The sequence below is a fragment of the Microbacterium sp. NPDC056569 genome, assembly GCF_042793475.1.
Lineage (GTDB): Bacteria > Actinomycetota > Actinomycetes > Actinomycetales > Microbacteriaceae > Microbacterium.
Window position 1 is genome coordinate 1 of record NZ_JBHTUV010000026.1, and the last position, 16,779, is coordinate 16,779.

General features: G+C 72.0%; 17 protein-coding genes. 9 read left to right on the plus strand and 8 right to left on the minus strand.

Features of this window, described 5'->3' with window-relative positions; genetic code table 11:
- The first annotated feature begins 84 nt into the window (after nucleotides 1–84).
- The gene (locus ACFQ7C_RS19995) at nucleotides 85–516 is read left to right on the plus strand and encodes an SHOCT domain-containing protein (protein WP_378905622.1); all 432 of its coding nucleotides are present in this window, start codon (nucleotides 85–87) and stop codon (nucleotides 514–516) included.
- A gap of 68 nt (nucleotides 517–584) precedes the next feature.
- Here the strand turns inward: ACFQ7C_RS19995 and ACFQ7C_RS20000 are convergent, their stop codons facing one another.
- Nucleotides 585–1,508 (minus strand): PHP domain-containing protein, encoded by a 924-nt coding sequence (locus tag ACFQ7C_RS20000; RefSeq protein WP_378905625.1) that lies wholly within the window; start codon nucleotides 1,506–1,508, stop codon nucleotides 585–587.
- An 83-nt stretch (nucleotides 1,509–1,591) separates the two neighbouring features.
- Here ACFQ7C_RS20000 and ACFQ7C_RS20005 point away from each other — a divergent pair, with 83 nt between their 5' ends.
- The 3 genes from ACFQ7C_RS20005 to ACFQ7C_RS20015 are packed head-to-tail and all read left to right on the plus strand — an operon-like array spanning nucleotide 1,592 to nucleotide 5,951.
- Entirely contained in the window at nucleotides 1,592–2,614 is a 1,023-nt protein-coding gene (locus ACFQ7C_RS20005) for an endonuclease/exonuclease/phosphatase family protein (RefSeq protein ID WP_378905628.1), read from the plus strand.
- A 38-nt stretch (nucleotides 2,615–2,652) separates the two neighbouring features.
- Nucleotides 2,653–4,086 (plus strand): aminopeptidase P family protein, encoded by a 1,434-nt coding sequence (locus ACFQ7C_RS20010; protein WP_378905631.1) that lies wholly within the window; start codon nucleotides 2,653–2,655, stop codon nucleotides 4,084–4,086.
- A gap of 5 nt (nucleotides 4,087–4,091) precedes the next feature.
- Nucleotides 4,092–5,951: a gamma-glutamyltransferase family protein gene (locus ACFQ7C_RS20015; protein ID WP_378905634.1), complete on the plus strand. Its 1,860-nt coding sequence runs from the start codon at nucleotides 4,092–4,094 to the stop codon at nucleotides 5,949–5,951.
- 7 nt (nucleotides 5,952–5,958) lie between these two features.
- On the opposite strand, the gene ACFQ7C_RS20020 is transcribed toward ACFQ7C_RS20015, so the two are convergent.
- The gene (locus ACFQ7C_RS20020; protein ID WP_378905637.1) at nucleotides 5,959–7,110 is read right to left on the minus strand and encodes a citrate/2-methylcitrate synthase; all 1,152 of its coding nucleotides are present in this window, start codon (nucleotides 7,108–7,110) and stop codon (nucleotides 5,959–5,961) included.
- A gap of 110 nt (nucleotides 7,111–7,220) precedes the next feature.
- Here ACFQ7C_RS20020 and ACFQ7C_RS20025 point away from each other — a divergent pair, with 110 nt between their 5' ends.
- Nucleotides 7,221–8,432, plus strand: coding sequence for a citrate/2-methylcitrate synthase (locus ACFQ7C_RS20025; protein WP_378905639.1), 1,212 nt, complete (start codon nucleotides 7,221–7,223; stop codon nucleotides 8,430–8,432).
- On the opposite strand, the gene ACFQ7C_RS20030 is transcribed toward ACFQ7C_RS20025, so the two are convergent.
- Nucleotides 8,408–9,106 (minus strand): alpha/beta family hydrolase, encoded by a 699-nt coding sequence (locus ACFQ7C_RS20030; RefSeq protein WP_378905641.1) that lies wholly within the window; start codon nucleotides 9,104–9,106, stop codon nucleotides 8,408–8,410. The genes ACFQ7C_RS20025 and ACFQ7C_RS20030 overlap by 25 nt on opposite strands.
- The gene (locus ACFQ7C_RS20035; RefSeq protein ID WP_378905644.1) at nucleotides 9,103–9,873 is read right to left on the minus strand and encodes a general stress protein; all 771 of its coding nucleotides are present in this window, start codon (nucleotides 9,871–9,873) and stop codon (nucleotides 9,103–9,105) included. The genes ACFQ7C_RS20030 and ACFQ7C_RS20035 overlap by 4 nt, the downstream gene beginning before the upstream one ends.
- A gap of 40 nt (nucleotides 9,874–9,913) precedes the next feature.
- Here ACFQ7C_RS20035 and ACFQ7C_RS20040 point away from each other — a divergent pair, with 40 nt between their 5' ends.
- The 3 genes from ACFQ7C_RS20040 to ACFQ7C_RS20050 are packed head-to-tail and all read left to right on the plus strand — an operon-like array spanning nucleotide 9,914 to nucleotide 12,917.
- Nucleotides 9,914–11,242, plus strand: a complete 1,329-nt coding sequence (locus tag ACFQ7C_RS20040; protein WP_378905647.1) for a magnesium transporter MgtE N-terminal domain-containing protein — start codon at nucleotides 9,914–9,916, stop codon at nucleotides 11,240–11,242.
- Entirely contained in the window at nucleotides 11,242–11,769 is a 528-nt protein-coding gene (locus ACFQ7C_RS20045; protein WP_378905650.1) for a DUF1003 domain-containing protein, read from the plus strand. The genes ACFQ7C_RS20040 and ACFQ7C_RS20045 overlap by 1 nt, the downstream gene beginning before the upstream one ends.
- Nucleotides 11,766–12,917 (plus strand): P-loop NTPase, encoded by a 1,152-nt coding sequence (locus ACFQ7C_RS20050; protein ID WP_378905653.1) that lies wholly within the window; start codon nucleotides 11,766–11,768, stop codon nucleotides 12,915–12,917. Before ACFQ7C_RS20045 ends, ACFQ7C_RS20050 begins: the two co-directional genes overlap by 4 nt.
- Before the next feature lie 28 nt (nucleotides 12,918–12,945).
- Here the strand turns inward: ACFQ7C_RS20050 and ACFQ7C_RS20055 are convergent, their stop codons facing one another.
- Nucleotides 12,946–13,329 carry a Sec-independent protein translocase TatB gene (locus ACFQ7C_RS20055; RefSeq protein ID WP_378905656.1) on the minus strand — a complete coding sequence of 128 codons (384 nt, stop codon included), beginning with the start codon at nucleotides 13,327–13,329 and terminating at the stop codon, nucleotides 12,946–12,948.
- Nucleotides 13,330–13,400: 71 nt separating this feature from the next.
- On the opposite strand from ACFQ7C_RS20055, the gene ACFQ7C_RS20060 reads away from it, so the two are divergent.
- Nucleotides 13,401–14,036 carry an O-methyltransferase gene (locus ACFQ7C_RS20060; protein WP_378905658.1) on the plus strand — a complete coding sequence of 212 codons (636 nt, stop codon included), beginning with the start codon at nucleotides 13,401–13,403 and terminating at the stop codon, nucleotides 14,034–14,036.
- Nucleotides 14,037–14,100: 64 nt separating this feature from the next.
- Here the strand turns inward: ACFQ7C_RS20060 and ACFQ7C_RS20065 are convergent, their stop codons facing one another.
- The 3 genes from ACFQ7C_RS20065 to dapE form a co-directional block, all read right to left on the minus strand.
- Nucleotides 14,101–14,274, minus strand: coding sequence for a DUF3117 domain-containing protein (locus ACFQ7C_RS20065; RefSeq protein ID WP_019179788.1), 174 nt, complete (start codon nucleotides 14,272–14,274; stop codon nucleotides 14,101–14,103).
- A gap of 95 nt (nucleotides 14,275–14,369) precedes the next feature.
- Nucleotides 14,370–15,596 carry a hypothetical protein gene (locus tag ACFQ7C_RS20070; protein WP_378905661.1) on the minus strand — a complete coding sequence of 409 codons (1,227 nt, stop codon included), beginning with the start codon at nucleotides 15,594–15,596 and terminating at the stop codon, nucleotides 14,370–14,372.
- A complete protein-coding gene (gene dapE / locus ACFQ7C_RS20075) occupies nucleotides 15,578–16,654 on the minus strand; it encodes a succinyl-diaminopimelate desuccinylase (RefSeq protein WP_378905664.1) in 1,077 nt (358 codons plus the stop codon). Before dapE ends, ACFQ7C_RS20070 begins: the two co-directional genes overlap by 19 nt.
- Nucleotides 16,655–16,779 lie beyond the last annotated feature (125 nt).

Genomic DNA, 16,779 nt, shown 5'->3' on the forward strand with positions numbered 1-16,779 from the left:
CGTGCGCCCCCCCCCGCGACAGCGCTATGGTGAGCGCAGACGGCGCGCTGGGCGCCGGTACCTCGCATTCACGAAAGGCACACGATGCGCATCATCGAGGCCGTGACCACCGGCTATGAGTACCAGGGGTTCTGGGGATCCTTCTGGGACATCATCTGGTGGTTCCTCTGGATCTTCTTCTTCATGGCGTACCTGTTCGCGCTGTTCGCCGTGATCGCCGACCTGTTCCGCGACCACAAGCTGAACGGCTGGTGGAAGGCCGTGTGGATCATCTTCCTGATCTTCGTGCCCTTCCTGACGCTGCTCGTCTACCTCATCGCGCGCGGCAACGGCATGGCCAAGCGCAGCGCGAAGGAGGCTTCGGAGCTGCAGAGCGCACAGGACGCCTACATCAAGTCGGTCGCTGGCACCGGCGCGAGCCCGGCCGAGGAGATCGCCAAGGCGAAGGGTCTCCTCGACGCCGGAACGATCACGCAGGCCGAGTACGACGCGCTGAAGGCCAAGGCCCTGAGCTGAGCGGCGACCCGCCGATCGTCGCGGGCTGACTCGCGGAGTCCGCGGTCACGGAGCGCCCTCGTCCGCCCTCACGGGTAGACGGGGGCGCTTCCCGTTGCACGGTCGATGATGCGCGCGACCATGGCGTCGGTCGTCGTGTTCTCGCCCGGCTGATTGGGCTTGCCGAGGCCGTGGTAGTCGCTGGAGCCCGTCACGATCAGGTCGCGCTCGCGACACAGGTCCCGCAGCGTGGTGAGAGCGGGGTCGCGGTTCTCGCGGTGACCCAGTTCGAAGCCGGCGAGGCCGGCCCGCAGCATCCGTTCCAGGAGCTTCATCGGAAGAAGCCCCGCTCGTCCCGCGGGGTGGGCGATGACGGGCACTCCCCCGGCCCCGGCGACGAGCCGCACGGCGGTGACCGGATCCGGGGCGTAGAGGGCGACGTAGTAGTCGCCGCCCGGGCTCAGGATCCCCGCGAACGCCTCGGCACGGTCTCGCACCAGCCCCCGGGCCACCAGCGCGTCGGCGATGTGCGGGCGCCCGACGGTCGCCCCGTCCGTGGTCTGCTCCAGGATGTCGTCCCACACGAGGTCGTAGTCGCGCGCGATGCGATCGGCCATCAGCCGGGCGCGATCCAACCGCGAGGAGCGGATGCGGGCGGTCTCCGCGCGCAGCGCGGGCTCGTCGGGATCGGGCAGATACGCCAGCACGTGGACGCTGCGCCACTCGTGCCGCGCCGAGAGCTCCATGCCCGGGACGAACGTCATGCCGAGCGACGTCGCGGCCTCGGCAGCCTCGGCCCACCCCGACGTGGTGTCGTGGTCGGTGAGCGCGGCCGTGCGCACACCGTGGCGGTGCGCCGACGCCATCACCTCGGCGGGCGGCTGCGTGCCGTCGGAGTTCGCGGAGTGCAGATGCAGGTCGCTCGGTCCTTCGAACCGCCGGGCCCCCTGGTCCTCAGACTCCGCGCGTCGCGCCGGCGACGTGTGGAGAGGACGTGCGGCGGGTCCGGGCATCCTCCGAGCGTAGCGCGGGGCTGAGTCGCGCCACGCCCGGTGCGCTGACGGATCTCCCAGCCTGCTCGCATAGAGTCGCGGTCGTGCTTCGCCTGCTCGGGATCCTCATCACCGTGCTGTGCGCGATCGCTGCAGCGGTGCTGACCTTCCCCGGCTTCTTCCGCGTCGAGCGCATCTATCCGATCGCCCAGATCGTCTCCTTCCGCGGCGTGCTCGCGCTCGCATTCGGCCTGGCGACGCTGCTCGGACTCCTCCTGGCGATCGCCCGCCCCATCAGGGCGTTCGCCTTCTCGATCGCCATCGCCGCCGGCATCGCGACAGTCGCGAACGTCGCCGTGCTGACGTCCCGCGGTGGACTGGGCAGCGACCCGCTGCCGCCGAAGACCGACGCGTCCATCCGTGTGATGACCTGGAACACCGCCGGCCCGGCGACGCCGCCCGAGACGATCGCGAAGATCGCTGTCGCGATGGACGCCGACATCGTGGCACTGCCCGAGACCACCATCGAGACCGGGGAGAGCGTCGCCATCGCGATGCGCGACCTCGGGCACCGCATGTGGGCGCACCACGCGTCCGATCCGTCGACGGAGTGGGACGCCGGTTCGACGACGCTGCTGATCTCGCCCGAACTGGGCGATTACGCCGTCATCGAGTCGTCGCTCGACGGCAGCAGCAACACGTCGACCGTCCCGAGCGCGGTGGCGATGCCGGTGTCGGGCGAAGGTCCGATCGTCGTCGCCGTGCACGCCGTGGCCCCCCGCCCCAGCTACATGCAGAACTGGCGCGACGACCTGCAATGGCTGGCCGACCAGTGCGGCGACGGCAACGTGATCATGGCCGGCGACTTCAATGCGACGGTCGACCACATGTCCGGCCTCGGGCTCGACGGCGCCACCCTCGGCCACTGCACCGACGCCGCCGTCGAGACCGGCAACGGCGCGCTCGGCACCTGGTCCGCCGACATCCCCGCCATCCTCGGCGCTCCGATCGACCACGTGATGGCCACTCAGCAGTGGCGCGCGACCGGATCTCTGGTCGTGCGCTCGCTCGACGACTCCGGCTCCGACCACCGGCCGCTCATCGTCCAGTACGACCCCGCCGGCTGACCTGCCCGAGCTCCCGGCCCCGTGCGAGACTGGGAGGCATGAGCAGCGCAGCCAGCGAGCAGTCCACCGGAGCCACGAGCACCACCGAGACCTCGACCCCGACCTCGACCAGCACGAACCGCCGTCAGCCGTACGGTCAGGGCTTCCTCGACACGATCTCCACCGGCTGGGCCGAGCGCCCCGAGTCCACTCCCCCGGCACGCGCACAGGCGGCGTTCACCGCCGCGCGCCGCGAAGCCGTCTCGGCGGCATTCCCCGGCAAGCGCCTCGTGATCCCCGCGGGCGACCTCGCGCAGCGCAGCAACGACACCGACTACCCGTTCCGTGCGCACTCGGCGTTCTCGCACCTGACCGGGTGGGCATCGGACTCCGAGCCCGGCGCCGTGCTCGTGTTCGAGCCGCGCTCGGCCGGTGGCCACGACGTGACGCTGTACTTCCGCGAGCGCGCCGACCGCACGACGAGCGAGTTCTACTCGGATGCCTCGATCGGCGAGTTCTGGATCGGCCCGCGGCCCGCGCTCGCCGGCGTCGCGTCCGATCTCGGCCTGGCGACGGCGCACATCGACGAGTTCGAGGGCGGCGACGGCGACGTCGTCCTCGACGAGGACGACGACCTCACGCGGTTCGTGTCGGAGCTGCGCCTCGTGAAGGACGCCTACGAGATCGGACAGATGGAGCTCGCCGTCCAGGTCACCGCGTCCGGCTTCGACGACATCGTCGCGAACCTGCCCGCGATCGTCGAGCACCCGCGTGGCGAGCGCGTGGTGGAGGGGGTCTTCCACCAGCGTGCGCGCAGCGACGGCAACGCGGTGGGCTACGACACGATCGCGGCATCCGGCCCCCACGCGTGCTACCTGCATTGGACGCGCAACGACGGGGCCGTGGTGCCGGGCGACCTGATCCTCATCGACGCGGGCGTCGAGGTCGACAGCCTCTACACCGCCGACATCACCCGCACGCTGCCGGTGAGCGGCCGCTTCACCGACGTGCAGCGCAAGGTGTACGAGACCGTGCGCGAGGCGGCGGACGCCGCCTTCGCGGTGGCGAAGCCGGGCGTGAGGTTCCGCTCGATCCACGAGGCGGCCATGGAGGTCATCGCGACGCGGGTCGCGGAGTGGGGACTGCTGCCGGTGACCGCTGAGGAGGCGCTCGACGCCGACAGGGGCGGCCACCACCGCCGCTACATGGTCCACGGCACGAGCCACCACCTCGGCATCGACGTGCACGACTGCGCGCAGGCGCGCCGCGACATGTACTACGACGGCATCCTCGAGCCGGGCATGGTCTTCACGATCGAGCCTGGCCTCTACTTCCAGATCGACGACCTCACCGTGCCCGAGGAGTACCGCGGCATCGGCGTGCGCATCGAGGACGACATCCTCATGACCGCCGACGGTCCGGTCAACCTGTCGGCCGCGATCCCCCGCACCGCCGACGAGGTCGAGGCCTGGATCGCCCGCGGCGGTCGCTGAACCTCGTGGCGTACACCTCTCCGGCGTCCTTCACGACGCGCCCGACGCTGACGGGCACGTTCGGCATGGCGGCGTCGACGCACTGGATCGCGACGGCGACCGCGCAGGCTGTCCTCGAGCGCGGCGGGAATGCGTTCGACGCCTCGGTCGCCGCGGGGTTCGTGCTGCACGTCGTCGAACCCCACCTCAACGGCCCCGGCGGCGATCTCGTGGCCATCTTCCAGGAGACGGTCCCCACGGCCCCTCCACTCGCCGCCGGCGCGTCGAGCGGAGCCTCCGGCCGCGCGGGCCCGGCTGCGGCCCCGACGGTCCTCATGGGCCAGGGTCCGGCTCCCGCCGGCGCCACGATCGAGCACTACCGGGGCGAGGGCCTCGACCTCACCCCGGGCGCCGGCGGCCTGGCGGCGGCAGTGCCCGGTGCCGTCGACGCGTGGCTGCTGCTGCTGCGCGACCACGGCACGTGGGAGCTGGCCGACGTCCTCGCGTACGCCATCGGGTACGCGCGCGACGGGCACCCGCTCGCGGCCGGTGCGGCGACCACCATCGCCCGCGTCGCCGGGCTGTTCCGCGACGACTGGACGACGTCGGCCGATCTCTGGTTGCCCGACGGCGAGATCCCCGCTGCGGGCCGGATCATGCGGAACCCCGCGTACGCGGCGGTGCTCGACTCACTCGTGCACGCGTCGTGCACCGTCCGCGACGACGGTCCGGTGGGCCGGGCGGCCCGCATCGACGCCGCTCGGCGGGAGTGGAAGACGGGGATCGTCGCGCACGAGGCATCCGCATTCCTGTCGCAGCCGCACCGGCACTCGGGCGGCGGCAGCCACGCGGCCGTCATCACGGCCGACGACTTCGCCGGCTTCGACGCCGGGTACGAGCCTGCCGTCACCCGCGAGTTCCGCGGCCGCACGATCGCGAAGGCGGGCGCGTGGACGCAGGGTCCCGCCCTGCTGCAGACGCTGGGCCTGCTCGAACCCCTCGCCGACGACCTGCTCGACCCGTCGCAGGAAGCGGGTGCGCACACGATCCTCGAGGCGCAGAAGCTCGCCTATGCCGACCGCGACACGTGGTTCGGGGACGCGGAGGTCGACCTCGACGCACTGCTGTCGGCCGACTACCTCGACGAACGGCGGTCGCTGATCACTGCCGAGGCCTCGGCCGAATTCCGGCCGGGCCCCCTCCCCGGGCGCACGCCGTTCCGACCGCCGCTGCGGACGACGTACGACGCGCCCGCAGCGGGAACCGGTGAGCCGACGGTGGCCAAGACCGGCGAGACCCGCGGTGACACGTGCCACCTCGACGTCATCGACCGCTGGGGCAACATCGTCTCGGCGACCCCGTCGGGCGGCTGGCTGCAGTCCTCCCCGACGATTCCCGCGCTCGGCTTCTGCCTCGGCACACGTCTTCAGATGACGTGGCTCGAGCCGGGACATCCGTCGTCCCTCGTCCCGGGCAGGCGCCCGCGCACGACCCTCACGCCGACGCTGGTGCTGCAGGGCGGCGTTCCCGCGTTCGCGATCGGCTCACCGGGCGGCGACCAGCAGGATCAGTGGCAGCTGCTGGCCCTGCTGCGCATGCTCGTCGGCGGCTACGCGCCGCAGCAGGCGATCGACGCACCGGCCCTGCACACGACGTCGATGCCCGAGTCGTTCTGGCCGCGCACCTGGACACCCGCCGGCGCGGTCGTCGAGGACCGCCTCGGCGGGGCGGTCATCGAGGGTCTCGAGCGACGCGGCCACCGCGTCACGCGGGCCGGCGACTGGACGCTCGGCCGGGTGTCGGCCGTCGGGAGGGACGCCGCCACCGGTGTGCTCTGGGGTGCGGCCAACCCCCGCGGCATGCAGGGCTACGCCGCCGGGCGGTAGCCCTCGTTCAGGCTGCGACCGCACGGACCGCAGGCCCGACATAGCGCGCGGACGGGCGGATGATCTTGGGGTCGCGCGCCTGCTCGAGGATGTGCGCGGTCCATCCGATCGTCCGCGCCACCGCGAAGGTCGGTGTGAACATCGACCGCGGGATCCCGCACCGCTCCATCACGAGCGCCGCCCAGAACTCGACGTTCGCATGAAGCTCTCGACCCGGCTTCGCCTCCGCGAGCAGGCGCTCGGCGCCGTCCTGGAATCGGAGCGCGAGCTCGACGCGCGGACCGCCGGTGCGCAGGGCGACCCGCTTCATCAGTTCGCTGCGCGGATCGGCGGTGCGGTACACCGCATGGCCGAACCCCATCAGCCTCCGCCCCGCCGCGAGCTCGCCGCGGATCCAGGGCTCGATCCGGTCGGCGGTCGCCACCGCATCGAGCCCGTCGAGAGCCCGTGACGGCGCCCCGCCGTGCAGCGGCCCCGTCAGCGCCCCGAGAGCTCCGACGAGGCAGGCGGCAGCATCCGCCCCTGTCGACGCGATGACGCGCGCGGTGAAGGTCGAGGCGTTGAAGCCGTGGTCCATCACCGCGATGAGGTACGCGGTCAGGGCGCTCTCGGTCGCCTCGTCGGGCACACGGCCGGTCACCTGGTGGAGGTAGTTCGCGACGACGCCGCGGTCCTCCAGCACCGGCAGCGGGCGTTCGCCGCGGCTCCGCCGCCAGAGCGCACCGACGAGCGCCGGCGTCGCCGCCGCCAGCCCGATCGCGTCGGTCAGGCGCTCATCCTCGTCGAGATCGTAGAGGGGACGGATGCTGCGCCTCGCGCCCATCAGCGGCCAGGCGGCCGCGAGCCCGGCGAGCACGTCCGGCGCCACCGACGACACCGCCTCGACGACGGCGTCGACGTCGGCGCGCGCGGCGGTGGTGGCGTCCGCGACGCGCGCGGCGAAGGCCGGGCGCGAGGCATCCGTCGCGTCCTGTCCGGTCACCAGGAGCTGCCAGGCGTCCTCGAAGGTCGCGGTCTCGGCCAGCTCGATCGCGGACCGGTCGCGGTACTGGTAGAAGCCCTCCGCGCCGCGCACATCGCTCACGGTGGTCTCGGCGACGACGACGCCGGCGAGGCCGCGCGGCGCGTCGATGGCGGTGGGGCGGTTCGTCGTGGTCATGGCTGCTCCTCTCATTCGTGCGGTCGTCCTGCCGCGTCGAGCAGTCCTTCCCGCTACAGTCAGTGTCGGAACTTGATCATGCTTTCGTCAATCTTGATCGGATCAACATCGTGAGCGACCTTCCCCGACTGACCGCGGCCGAGGCGGCCGCGCGCCTCGGCGTCAAGCCCGAGTCGCTGTACGCCTACGTGTCGCGAGGGCTTCTGTCGCGCGAACGCGACGCCGCGGGATCCTCGTTCGACCCGCTCGAGGTCGAGGCGTTCGCGCACCGACGTCGGCGCTCGCCCGCCCCGGCCGCCGGCGCGGCCCCCGGTTCGTCGGCCCCCGGTACCCCGCTCATGGTGCTCGACACGACGCTCGCCCATGTCGACGACGACGAGCTGCACTACCGCGAGCGGTCTGCGGCGCGTCTCGCCCGCGAGGCGACGTTCGAGGAGACCGTGACGTGGCTGTGGGATGCCCCCTCGCTGCGCACCCCGGCTCCGGCCGACCTCGCTGTCGCCCGGCGGACGATCGCAGCGCTCGGCGACGGGGCATCGCCGCTCGACCGCCTTCTCGTCGGAGTCACAGCGCTGGCCGCCACGGATCCCCTGCGCGACGACCCGGATCCCTCGCAGCTCGTCCGGGTCGGCGCGCGGCTCGTCACGGGCCTGCCCGCCGCGCTGGCCGACACCGACGAGGCAGCGCCCGTCGCGCGGACGCTGTGGCGTGCCCTCGCCCGCGACGAGCGCCCCGACGGACCGCGCATGCTCGATGCTGCCCTGGTGCTCGTCATCGACCACGATCTCGCGGTGTCGACCCTCGCGGCGCGCGTCGCCGCTTCGGCACGCGCCTCGGGGTATGCCGTCGTGACCGCAGCGCTCGGAGCGTTCGACGCGCCGCTGCACGGCACGGCGAGCCGCGCGGCGGCGCGGTTGCTGCGGGCGGTGCGCGACGGCGACCACCCCGCGACCGCGATCGCACGAGCCGTGCGCGACGGCGGGCGGGGCATCCCGGGCTTCGGCCACCCGCTGTATGCAGCGGGCGACATGCGCGCGAGGGTGCTCCTCGAGCTGCTGCGGGAAGCGCCGGACAGCGACGGCGTCCTCGCCGCGGTGGATGCCGTCGCCGACGAGGTGGCGCGCCGCGCCGACCTCCGCCCCAACCTCGACCTGGCCCTGGCAGCCCTGACGCTCTGGGCGGGGATGTCGGACGAGGCGGGATCCGTGATCTTCGCGATCGGGCGCATCGCCGGCTGGATCGCCCACGCGATCGCCGAGTACGACGAACGCCCGATGCGCCTCCGGCCGCGCGGCCGCTACGTCGGGCCCGCTCCGGAGTGAATCCGGCGCATCCACGCCACGACCAGCGGCGCGAGCTCCGCGGCGATCTCGGCGGGCGGGCGCTTGCGCCCCTTCACCTCGAACGAGTGCCCGCCGCCGTCGATCCAGGCGATCTCGGCGACACGGCACGACGCCACGGCCTCTTCGAGCTGCGCGTGGGGGTCGATGAACGGGTCGTTCGTGCCTTCGACGAACAGCTGCGGCTGCGGCACGTCCGGAAGGTGCGCGGTGCGGACCTTGTCGGGGCTCCCCGGCGGGTGCAGCGGATAGCCGAGATACACCAGGCCCGCCGGATCGATGGCACCCTCAGCCGCGGCCATCGACGCCATGCGTCCGCCGTACGACTTGCCCATCGCGAACACGGGGAGGCCGGCACCCCGTTCGGTGAGCGCGGGTTGCACCGCGGCCCACGTGGCGACGGCATGCGCGGCGGGTCCCGGCATCCGTCTTCCGGCCTCCGAGTACGGGAAATTGAAGCGCACCGCGGCGACCCCCTCGCTCGCGAGCGCAGCTGTGAAGCCCGAGAGGAACGGATGCTGATACCCGGCCCCCGCGCCGTGTGCGACGGCCGCGACGGCCCATGCCGACTCCGGCATGACGAGGTCGGCCGACACCTCGACGGTCCCGTTCGGGAGCGCGACGGCGATCCGCGAGGATTCCGCGGCTGCGCTCATGCGCGCTCGTCGTCGGCTCGCGGAACCGGGGTGGCGTGGGTGGTCGTCGTGTCGGTGGCCTGCTCCGGGGCCGAGGCCTCGTGCGGGATGCCGGTCTGCTCCGGGGCCTCGGCGGCGCGCGGCTCGGGCGACGGGCCCGGCGCGGCAGCGGCGGGCTCGGATCCGGGCGCAGGCTCCGCGTCCGGCTGCGGCGCGACGCGCTCGCCGTATTTCGGAGGCTCGGCGGGCTGCGCGGCCGGCACGGGAGCGCCGGGTGACGTGGCAGCCGGCGCGGTTGTCGCCGACGGCGGCACCGCCGCCTGCGGGCCGAGGACCTGACGCGCACGGGTGACGCTGTTGTCGGTGACGGTGACCTCGTAGTGGTCGGCGACCACCTGCATCACCGACGCGTAGTCGCGGCGGCGACGCACGAACGAGTACGCCACGATGCTCAGCAGCATGCCGATCGCGATGCCGACGAACAGGACGCCGACGAATGCCTGGATCGGCACGGACGGCGAGCCGATCACCAGGATCGCGGAGAAGAGCAGCCCCAGGAGGAGTCCGTTCACGGCTCCGGAACGTGCGGCCGACGCGTAGCCGAGGCGACCCGTGATGCGCTCGATCGAGCGGAGGCCCTGCCCCACGATCGCGATGTCCCGCGCCGGGATGTCGGCCGCGATCAGGGACGACACCGCTTTCTGCGCCGCCTCGTATGTCGGGAAGCTCGCCACGGTCGGCCCGACCGCATCGGAACCCTGCGGAGAGCGCCCTCCCATCATGGTCATCTCCCCATCCTCCCACGGCACGCGGACTACGCTGGGACGTGTGAGCACGCAGAGGGTTTTCGTCGCGCGCCTGTCCGGGTGCTCGGTCTTCGACCCCGCCGGCGACCGTCTCGGCAAGGTCCGCGACGTCGTCGTCATCTACCGCAAGGACGATCCGCCGCGCGTCATCGGGCTCGTCGTCGAGATCCCCGGCCGACGCAACGTCTTCGTGTCGATCGGCCGCGTCACCTCCATCGCGACCGGCCAGGTGATCACGACCGGCCTCATCAACGTCCGCCGCTTCCAGCAGCGCGGCGGGGAGGTGCGCGTCATGGCTGAGCTCCTCGGCCGCAAGGTGTTCTTCGCCGATGGCTCGGGAACCGCGGTCATCGAGGACGTCGCCATCGAGCGCAACCGGCTCGGCGAATGGGACGTCGGGCAGCTCTTCCTGCGCAAGCCGAAGACGAGCGCGTCCCCCTTCGCGAAGGGACCGACGACGTTCGCCAACTGGGACGCCGTGCGCGAGAGCCAGGCGCCCGGCGAGGCGCAGTCGGCCGAGCAGCTGGTGGCGACCTACTCCGAGCTGCGGCCCGCCGACCTCGCCAACACGCTGCTCGACCTGCCCGAGGAGCGACTCCTCGAGGTCGTGGAGGAGCTTCCCGACGACCGTCTCGCCGACGCCCTCGAGGAGATGCCCGAGGAGGAGCAGGTCCACATCCTCGAGGCTCTCGACGACGAGCGCGCCGCCGACATCCTGGACGCCATGGAGCCGGACGACGCGGCCGATGTCCTCGGCCAGCTTCCGGAGGACCAGCGCGAGGAACTCCTCGAGCTCATGGAGCCCGAGGAGGCGGAAGACGTCCGCGCCCTCCTGAAGTACGGCCCCGACACCGCCGGCGGACTCATGACGAGCGAGCCGATCGTGCTCTCGGCCGATGCGACGATCGCGGAGGCTCTCGCGCTCATCCGCCGGCACGAGCTGCACCCCGCCCTCGCGGCTGCGGTGTTCGTGACGCTGCCGCCGTACGAGACGCCCACGGGCCGGCTGCTCGGCACGGTGCACTTCCAGCGGATGCTGCGCTACCCGCCGCACGAGCGCCTCGGGGCGATCATCGACGACACGCTCGATCCGGTGCCCGCGACGGCGTCGGCCGCGGAGGTCGCACGGCTGCTCGCCTCCTACAACCTCGTCTCGCTCCCCGTCGTCGACCCGGCCCATCGGCTGGTGGGCGCGGTCAGCGTCGACGATGTGCTCGACTATCTCCTCCCCGAGGACTGGAGATCGCACGATGCCGAGGAGGATGAACGCCCGGCATCCGAGTCCGTCCCGACCACGACCGCGAGCACGTCTGCTCTCGGCAAGCCGTCCGGCGCAACGAGGAGGCGCTGATGGCCCGCAATACCCGCCGCCCGTCGCTGGACGCGCCCCGCGGCCGCGGCGGAATGCTGCAGCGCACCCCGCAGCCGTCCAGCGATCGCTTCGGTCGCTTCTCCGAGGCGTTCGCCCGCGCCATGGGAACGTCGGGCTTCCTGATCGGGATGACGATCTTCGTCGCCGTCTGGCTGACGTGGAACATCTTCATGCCGCCCCAGCTGCAATTCGACCCGGCGGCGACCAACTTCACGCTGCTCACCCTGATCCTCTCGCTGCAGGCGTCGTACGCCGCGCCCCTCATCCTGCTCGCGCAGAACCGGCAGGACGACCGCGACCGCGTGCAGATCGAGCAGGACCGACAGCGCGCCGAGCGCAACCTCGCCGACACCGAGTACCTCGCCCGCGAGGTCGTCGCCCTGCGCATGGCGGTCAACGACTTCGCGGATCAGGTCGTGACGCGCGAAGTGCTCCGCGGTGAACTGCGCATCCTGCTCGAGAAGCTGGAGAGCCCCCCCGAGGTCGAAGACGGCGCCGCACGATGAGCGCCGTCTCCGCGGACGCCGTCCGCGCCGCCGTCGCGGCTGTCTCCGACCCCGAGCTGCGCCGGCCGATCGGCGAGCTCGACATGGTGCGTGACGTGTCCGTGGCCGGCGACGTCGCGCACGTCGCGATCGCCCTGACCATCGTGGGATGCCCCGCGGCCGACCGGATCGCCTCCGACGTGCGCGCGGCCGCGGCGTCCGTTCCCGGGATCGGCGACGTCGCGCTGGAGGTGGGCGTCATGACGCCGGCGGAGCGGCACGCGCTCACCGAACGGCTGCGCGGCGGCCGGGCGCGGGAGATGCCCTTCGGCCCGGGCACGCTCACCCGCGTCATCGCCGTCACGAGCGGCAAGGGCGGCGTCGGCAAGTCGACGGTCACCGCGAACCTCGCCGCGGCGCTGGCGGCCCGCGGACTCGCCGTCGGCCTCATCGACGCCGACGTCCACGGCTTCTCCATCCCGGGCCAGCTGGGGCTCGTCTCAGCGGACGGCACCGTTCCGCAGCCGACGCGGGTCGACGATCTCATGCTCCCGCCGGTCGCGCACGGCGTGAAGGTCATCTCGATCGGCATGTTCCTGCGACGCGCCCAGGGCGATGCGCCCGTCGGCGCCGTCGCGTGGCGCGGGCCGATGCTGCACCGCACCGTGCAGCAGTTCCTCACGGACGTCTACTTCGGCGACCTCGACGTGCTCCTCCTCGACATGCCGCCCGGTACCGGCGACGTCGCCATCTCCGTCGGGCAGCTGCTGCCCAACGCTGAGGTGGTGGTCGTCACGACGCCGCAGGCGGCTGCGGCCGATGTCGCCGTGCGCAGCGGAGTCGTCGCACGGCAGACCGGCCAGCGCGTCATCGGCGTGGTCGAGAACATGGCCGCGATGACTCTCCCCGACGGCACGACGATCGACGTGTTCGGCGCCGGCGGCGGCGCCGCGGTCGCCGCGGCGCTGTCGCAGCCCGACGCAGAGGTGCCGCTGCTCGCTTCGGTGCCGCTCAGCCCGACGCTGCGGACGGACGCGGATGCCGGAACCCCGGCGGTCGTCGCACACCCCGACGATCCCGCGGCGCGGGCCATCGCGGGACTCGCCGAAGCCCTCGCGCAGACGCCGCGCGGTCTGTCCGGCCGCTCGCTGCCGTTCCGTCCGCGCTGACCGCACACCCCGGCAGACCGGCGAGGGATCAGGTCGACTCGCTGTCGTACGGCGTCGGTCCGTCGAGCGGACCGCGGAACGGCGACCGCACCGGCGTCGTCGGCGGAACGGGGGCGGCAGGCTGCACCTGCGACGCGGTGACGCTCGCCACCGGAGCGTCGTCCAGGAGCGCCTCACGGATGATGCGCCGCGGATCGTACTGCCGCGGATCGAGGGTGCGCCAGTCGACATCGTCGAAGTCCTCGCCCATCTCGTCGCGTACACGCGTGCGTGCTGTCGACACCCACTCCCGCGCCCGCTTGGTGAAGCTCGCCAGTGCTTCCGCATAGCGGGGCAGACGCTCGGGTCCGAGGAGGAGTGCCGCGACGAGTCCGATCAGCAGAAGCTTCTCGATCGTGAGGCCGAAGATCATGCCTTCAGATTACCGCCGTGCCTGAGTGGTCGACGCCGCGCGGCCGCGTAGGCTGACGGCGGAGGATTCGGATGGGAGAGCAGAACGCGAACCAGCGGTTCGTCGACGAGGCGACGAGCGAGCCTGAGCACATCGCGCGTGCCCGCGCACACGCCCTCGAGCTCGGAGCGGCGCCGGTCAGCCCGGCCGTCGGCGCGCAATGCGCGGTCATCGCCGCGGCGTCGCAGGCGCTCAACATCGTCGAGATCGGCACCGGCGCCGGCGTCTCGGGCCTGTGGCTGCTGCACGGTTCCCCCCGTGCGACCCTGACCACCATCGACAAGGAGCCCGAGCACCTCGGCGCCGCACGTCAGGCCTTCGCCGAGGCCCGCGTCCCCCCGGCCCGCGCACGCTTCATCACGGGTCGCGCGGCAGAGGTCCTGCCGCGCATGAACGAGGCCTCCTACGACATCGTGCTCGTCGACGCCGATCCGGAGGGCGTGATCGAGTACGTCGAGCACGGCCTGCGCCTGGTGCGCGCCGGCGGCACGGTGCTGGTCCCCCGCGTCCTCGCCGGGGGCTCGGTCGCCGATCCCGTTCGGCGCGATCCGGTGACGACGGCCTATCGCTCGCTCATCCAGGAGACGCAGGCGTCGCCCGCGGTGATCGGCGCGCTGTCCATCACCGGCGAGGGCCTGCTCCAGCTCACGACCGTGCCGACGTCCTGACGCTCCCGCGCGCGCATACGCGAACGGCCGGTCCGATCGGACCGGCCGTTCGCGTAACGAGCGATTACGCGGCGTTGACGACGCCCCCCAGGACGTCGTAGAGCTCCTTGGCCTCAGCGTCGTTCACCGAGACGACCAGGCGACCGCCTCCTTCGAGCGGCACGCGCACGATGATGAGTCGACCCTCCTTCACGGCCTCCATCGGCCCGTCTCCGGTTCTCGGCTTCATGGCTGCCATTGCGGCTCCTTTTCATCGATGGTCTGCACATCAAGTTTATCGTGAGGGCCGACGCCCGGCGCACGCCTGGGGAAAGCGGCATCCGTCATCTCGCGTCATGGCACCTGCCAGTTGGTGCTTCCGAGGGCGTACATGTTGTAGATCCACCACCATTGGCCCGCCAGGCAGGCGAGGAGCACGCCGACGCGCCAGACAGGCGATCGCGGAACGGCGAAGGCTCCCCACAGCGGCGACAGCGGCACCAGCAGGCGGAAGATGCTCGACTGCGGGAAGAACACCAGCAGCAGGTAGACGAGGTAGCTCGCGCTCCACAGCCGCACCTCGATACCGAGGCGGCGCACCTGCGGAAGCCAGATCAGCGCCGCAGCGATCAGGAGCAGTCCCCCGCCGACGAGGGCGTAGCCGAGGGCGATCGGCAGGTGCCACATCGTCTCGAACCAGTAGGACACACCGACGAGGAACGGCTCGAGCGGGGTGAACGTCGCGTCGCCGAGGATCCAGTTGCGACGCCACGCCATCTCCGTCGCGAGATACGCGTCGGGGTTCCCCGTCACCCAGCCGGCGATCACCTGCCACGCGAACCCGGCGACGGCGGCGAGCAGCCCAGCCGTCACGATGTGGGCGATCTCGGGACCGCGCAGCGGCTCGCGGGCACGTGTGAACCACCGCCAGATGCCGAAGAGGGCGAGGAACAGCGCGAACGCCAGGACTCCGGGCCGCGTGAACGCCATCAGCGGGATCAGCGCGTACAGCCAGACGTAGCGGCGGCGGGCGACGGCCAGCAGGGCGCAGAACAGCCAGACCAGGTTGAGCGCCTCGGCGTAGCCGACGTGGAAGAGCGCCGCGAGGGGCCCGCTGGCGAAGAACGCGACCGCCCACAGGGTGGCCGACTCGTCGAGGCGGATCCGCAGCAGATGGTAGAGGGCGACGGATGCCGCGTACCCCGCCACGAGCGAAACGATCAGCGCGCCGGCGGACCACTGACCGAAAGGGAGCGACACCCACTGCGCGAGGTGAGGGTAGAGCGGGAGGAACGCCCAGGCGTTCTCGGCGACCTGGCCGGCGTCCGTGAGCGGCAGCTGACCCGGATAGCCCGAGACGGCGACCGTCCAGTACCACATGCCGTCCCAGGCGACGACGGTGTCGCCCAGCCGGGCGTCCGCGCCCATCCGCGACGTGAAGCCCGACAGCTCCGTCGCCGCGAAGAGGAACAGCGTGGTGACGACGCGGGCGGCCACGTAGATCGCGGCGATCCGCAGCGCCGTGCGGCCGGCGGCCAGGCGGGATGCCGGCACCGCCGTCGTCAGCTTGTCGCCAGCCACGCGCGCAGTCCCCGCTCGACCGCGTCGATCTGCTGGAGCGGCACGCGCTCCTCGTCGTGGTGCGCCAGGTGCGGGTCGCCCGGCCCGTAGTTCACGGCGGGCACGCCGAGCGCGCTGAAGCGCGCCACGTCCGTCCAGCCGTACTTCGGGCGCGGCTCTGCACCGACAGCAGCGAGGAACTCCTGTGCGAGCGGGGCATCCAGACCGGGGCGCGCGCCGGCGGCGGCGTCGACGACGTCGACCTCGAAACCCGCGAAGACCTCGCGGACGTGCTCGGCGGCCTCAGCGAGGTCGCGGCTCGGCGCGAAGCGGTAGTTGACCTCGACCTCGCAGAGATCGGGAATCACGTTCCCGGCGATCCCGCCGTTGATGCGGACCGCGTTGAGGCCCTCACGGTAGACGAGGCCTTCCACCGCGACGTCGCGCGGTTCGTACTCCGCGAGCCGCGTGAGGATCGGCGCGGCCTTGTGGATCGCGTTCTCGCCGATCCAGGACCGCGCGCTGTGCGCCCGCACGCCGTGGGTGCGGACGATGGCGCGCAGATTGCCGTTGCAGCCTCCCTCGACCTCGCCGTTGGACGGTTCGCCGAGGATCGCGAAGTCGCCCGCGAACAGGTCGGGCCGTGTGCGTGCCAGCCGGGTGAGGCCATTGAGGTCCGCGTCCACCTCTTCGTGGTCGTACCACATCCAGGTGATGTCGACCCGGGGTGCGACGAGCTCGGCGGCGAGCTTGAGCTGCACCGCCACGCCGGCCTTCATATCGACGGTCCCTCGCCCCCAGAGGAACGGCTCGCCGTCGATCTCCAGGCTCCTGGTCGGAACGTTCCCGTTGATGGGGACCGTGTCGATGTGACCGGCGATGACGACGCGCTGTGCGCGGCCCAGGTTCGTCCGCGCCACGATGGTGTCGCCGTCGCGGTAGACCTCGAGGTGGTTGAGCACCGAGACCTCGGCGAAGATCGCGTCGGCGAGCGACTTCTCGTCCCCGGAGACACTCGGAATGTCGCAGATGAGACGAGTGAGTTCGACAGAGGACAGGGACAGGTCGAGCGCCGGCATCCTTCGAGTCTACCGAGCGCGAATATGGCCGTTAACGCGGAATGGCCACCCCGTGTGGGGTGGCCATTCCGTGAATGGGTGTCCGGCGGTGTCCTACTCTCCCACAGGGTCCCCCCTGCAGTACC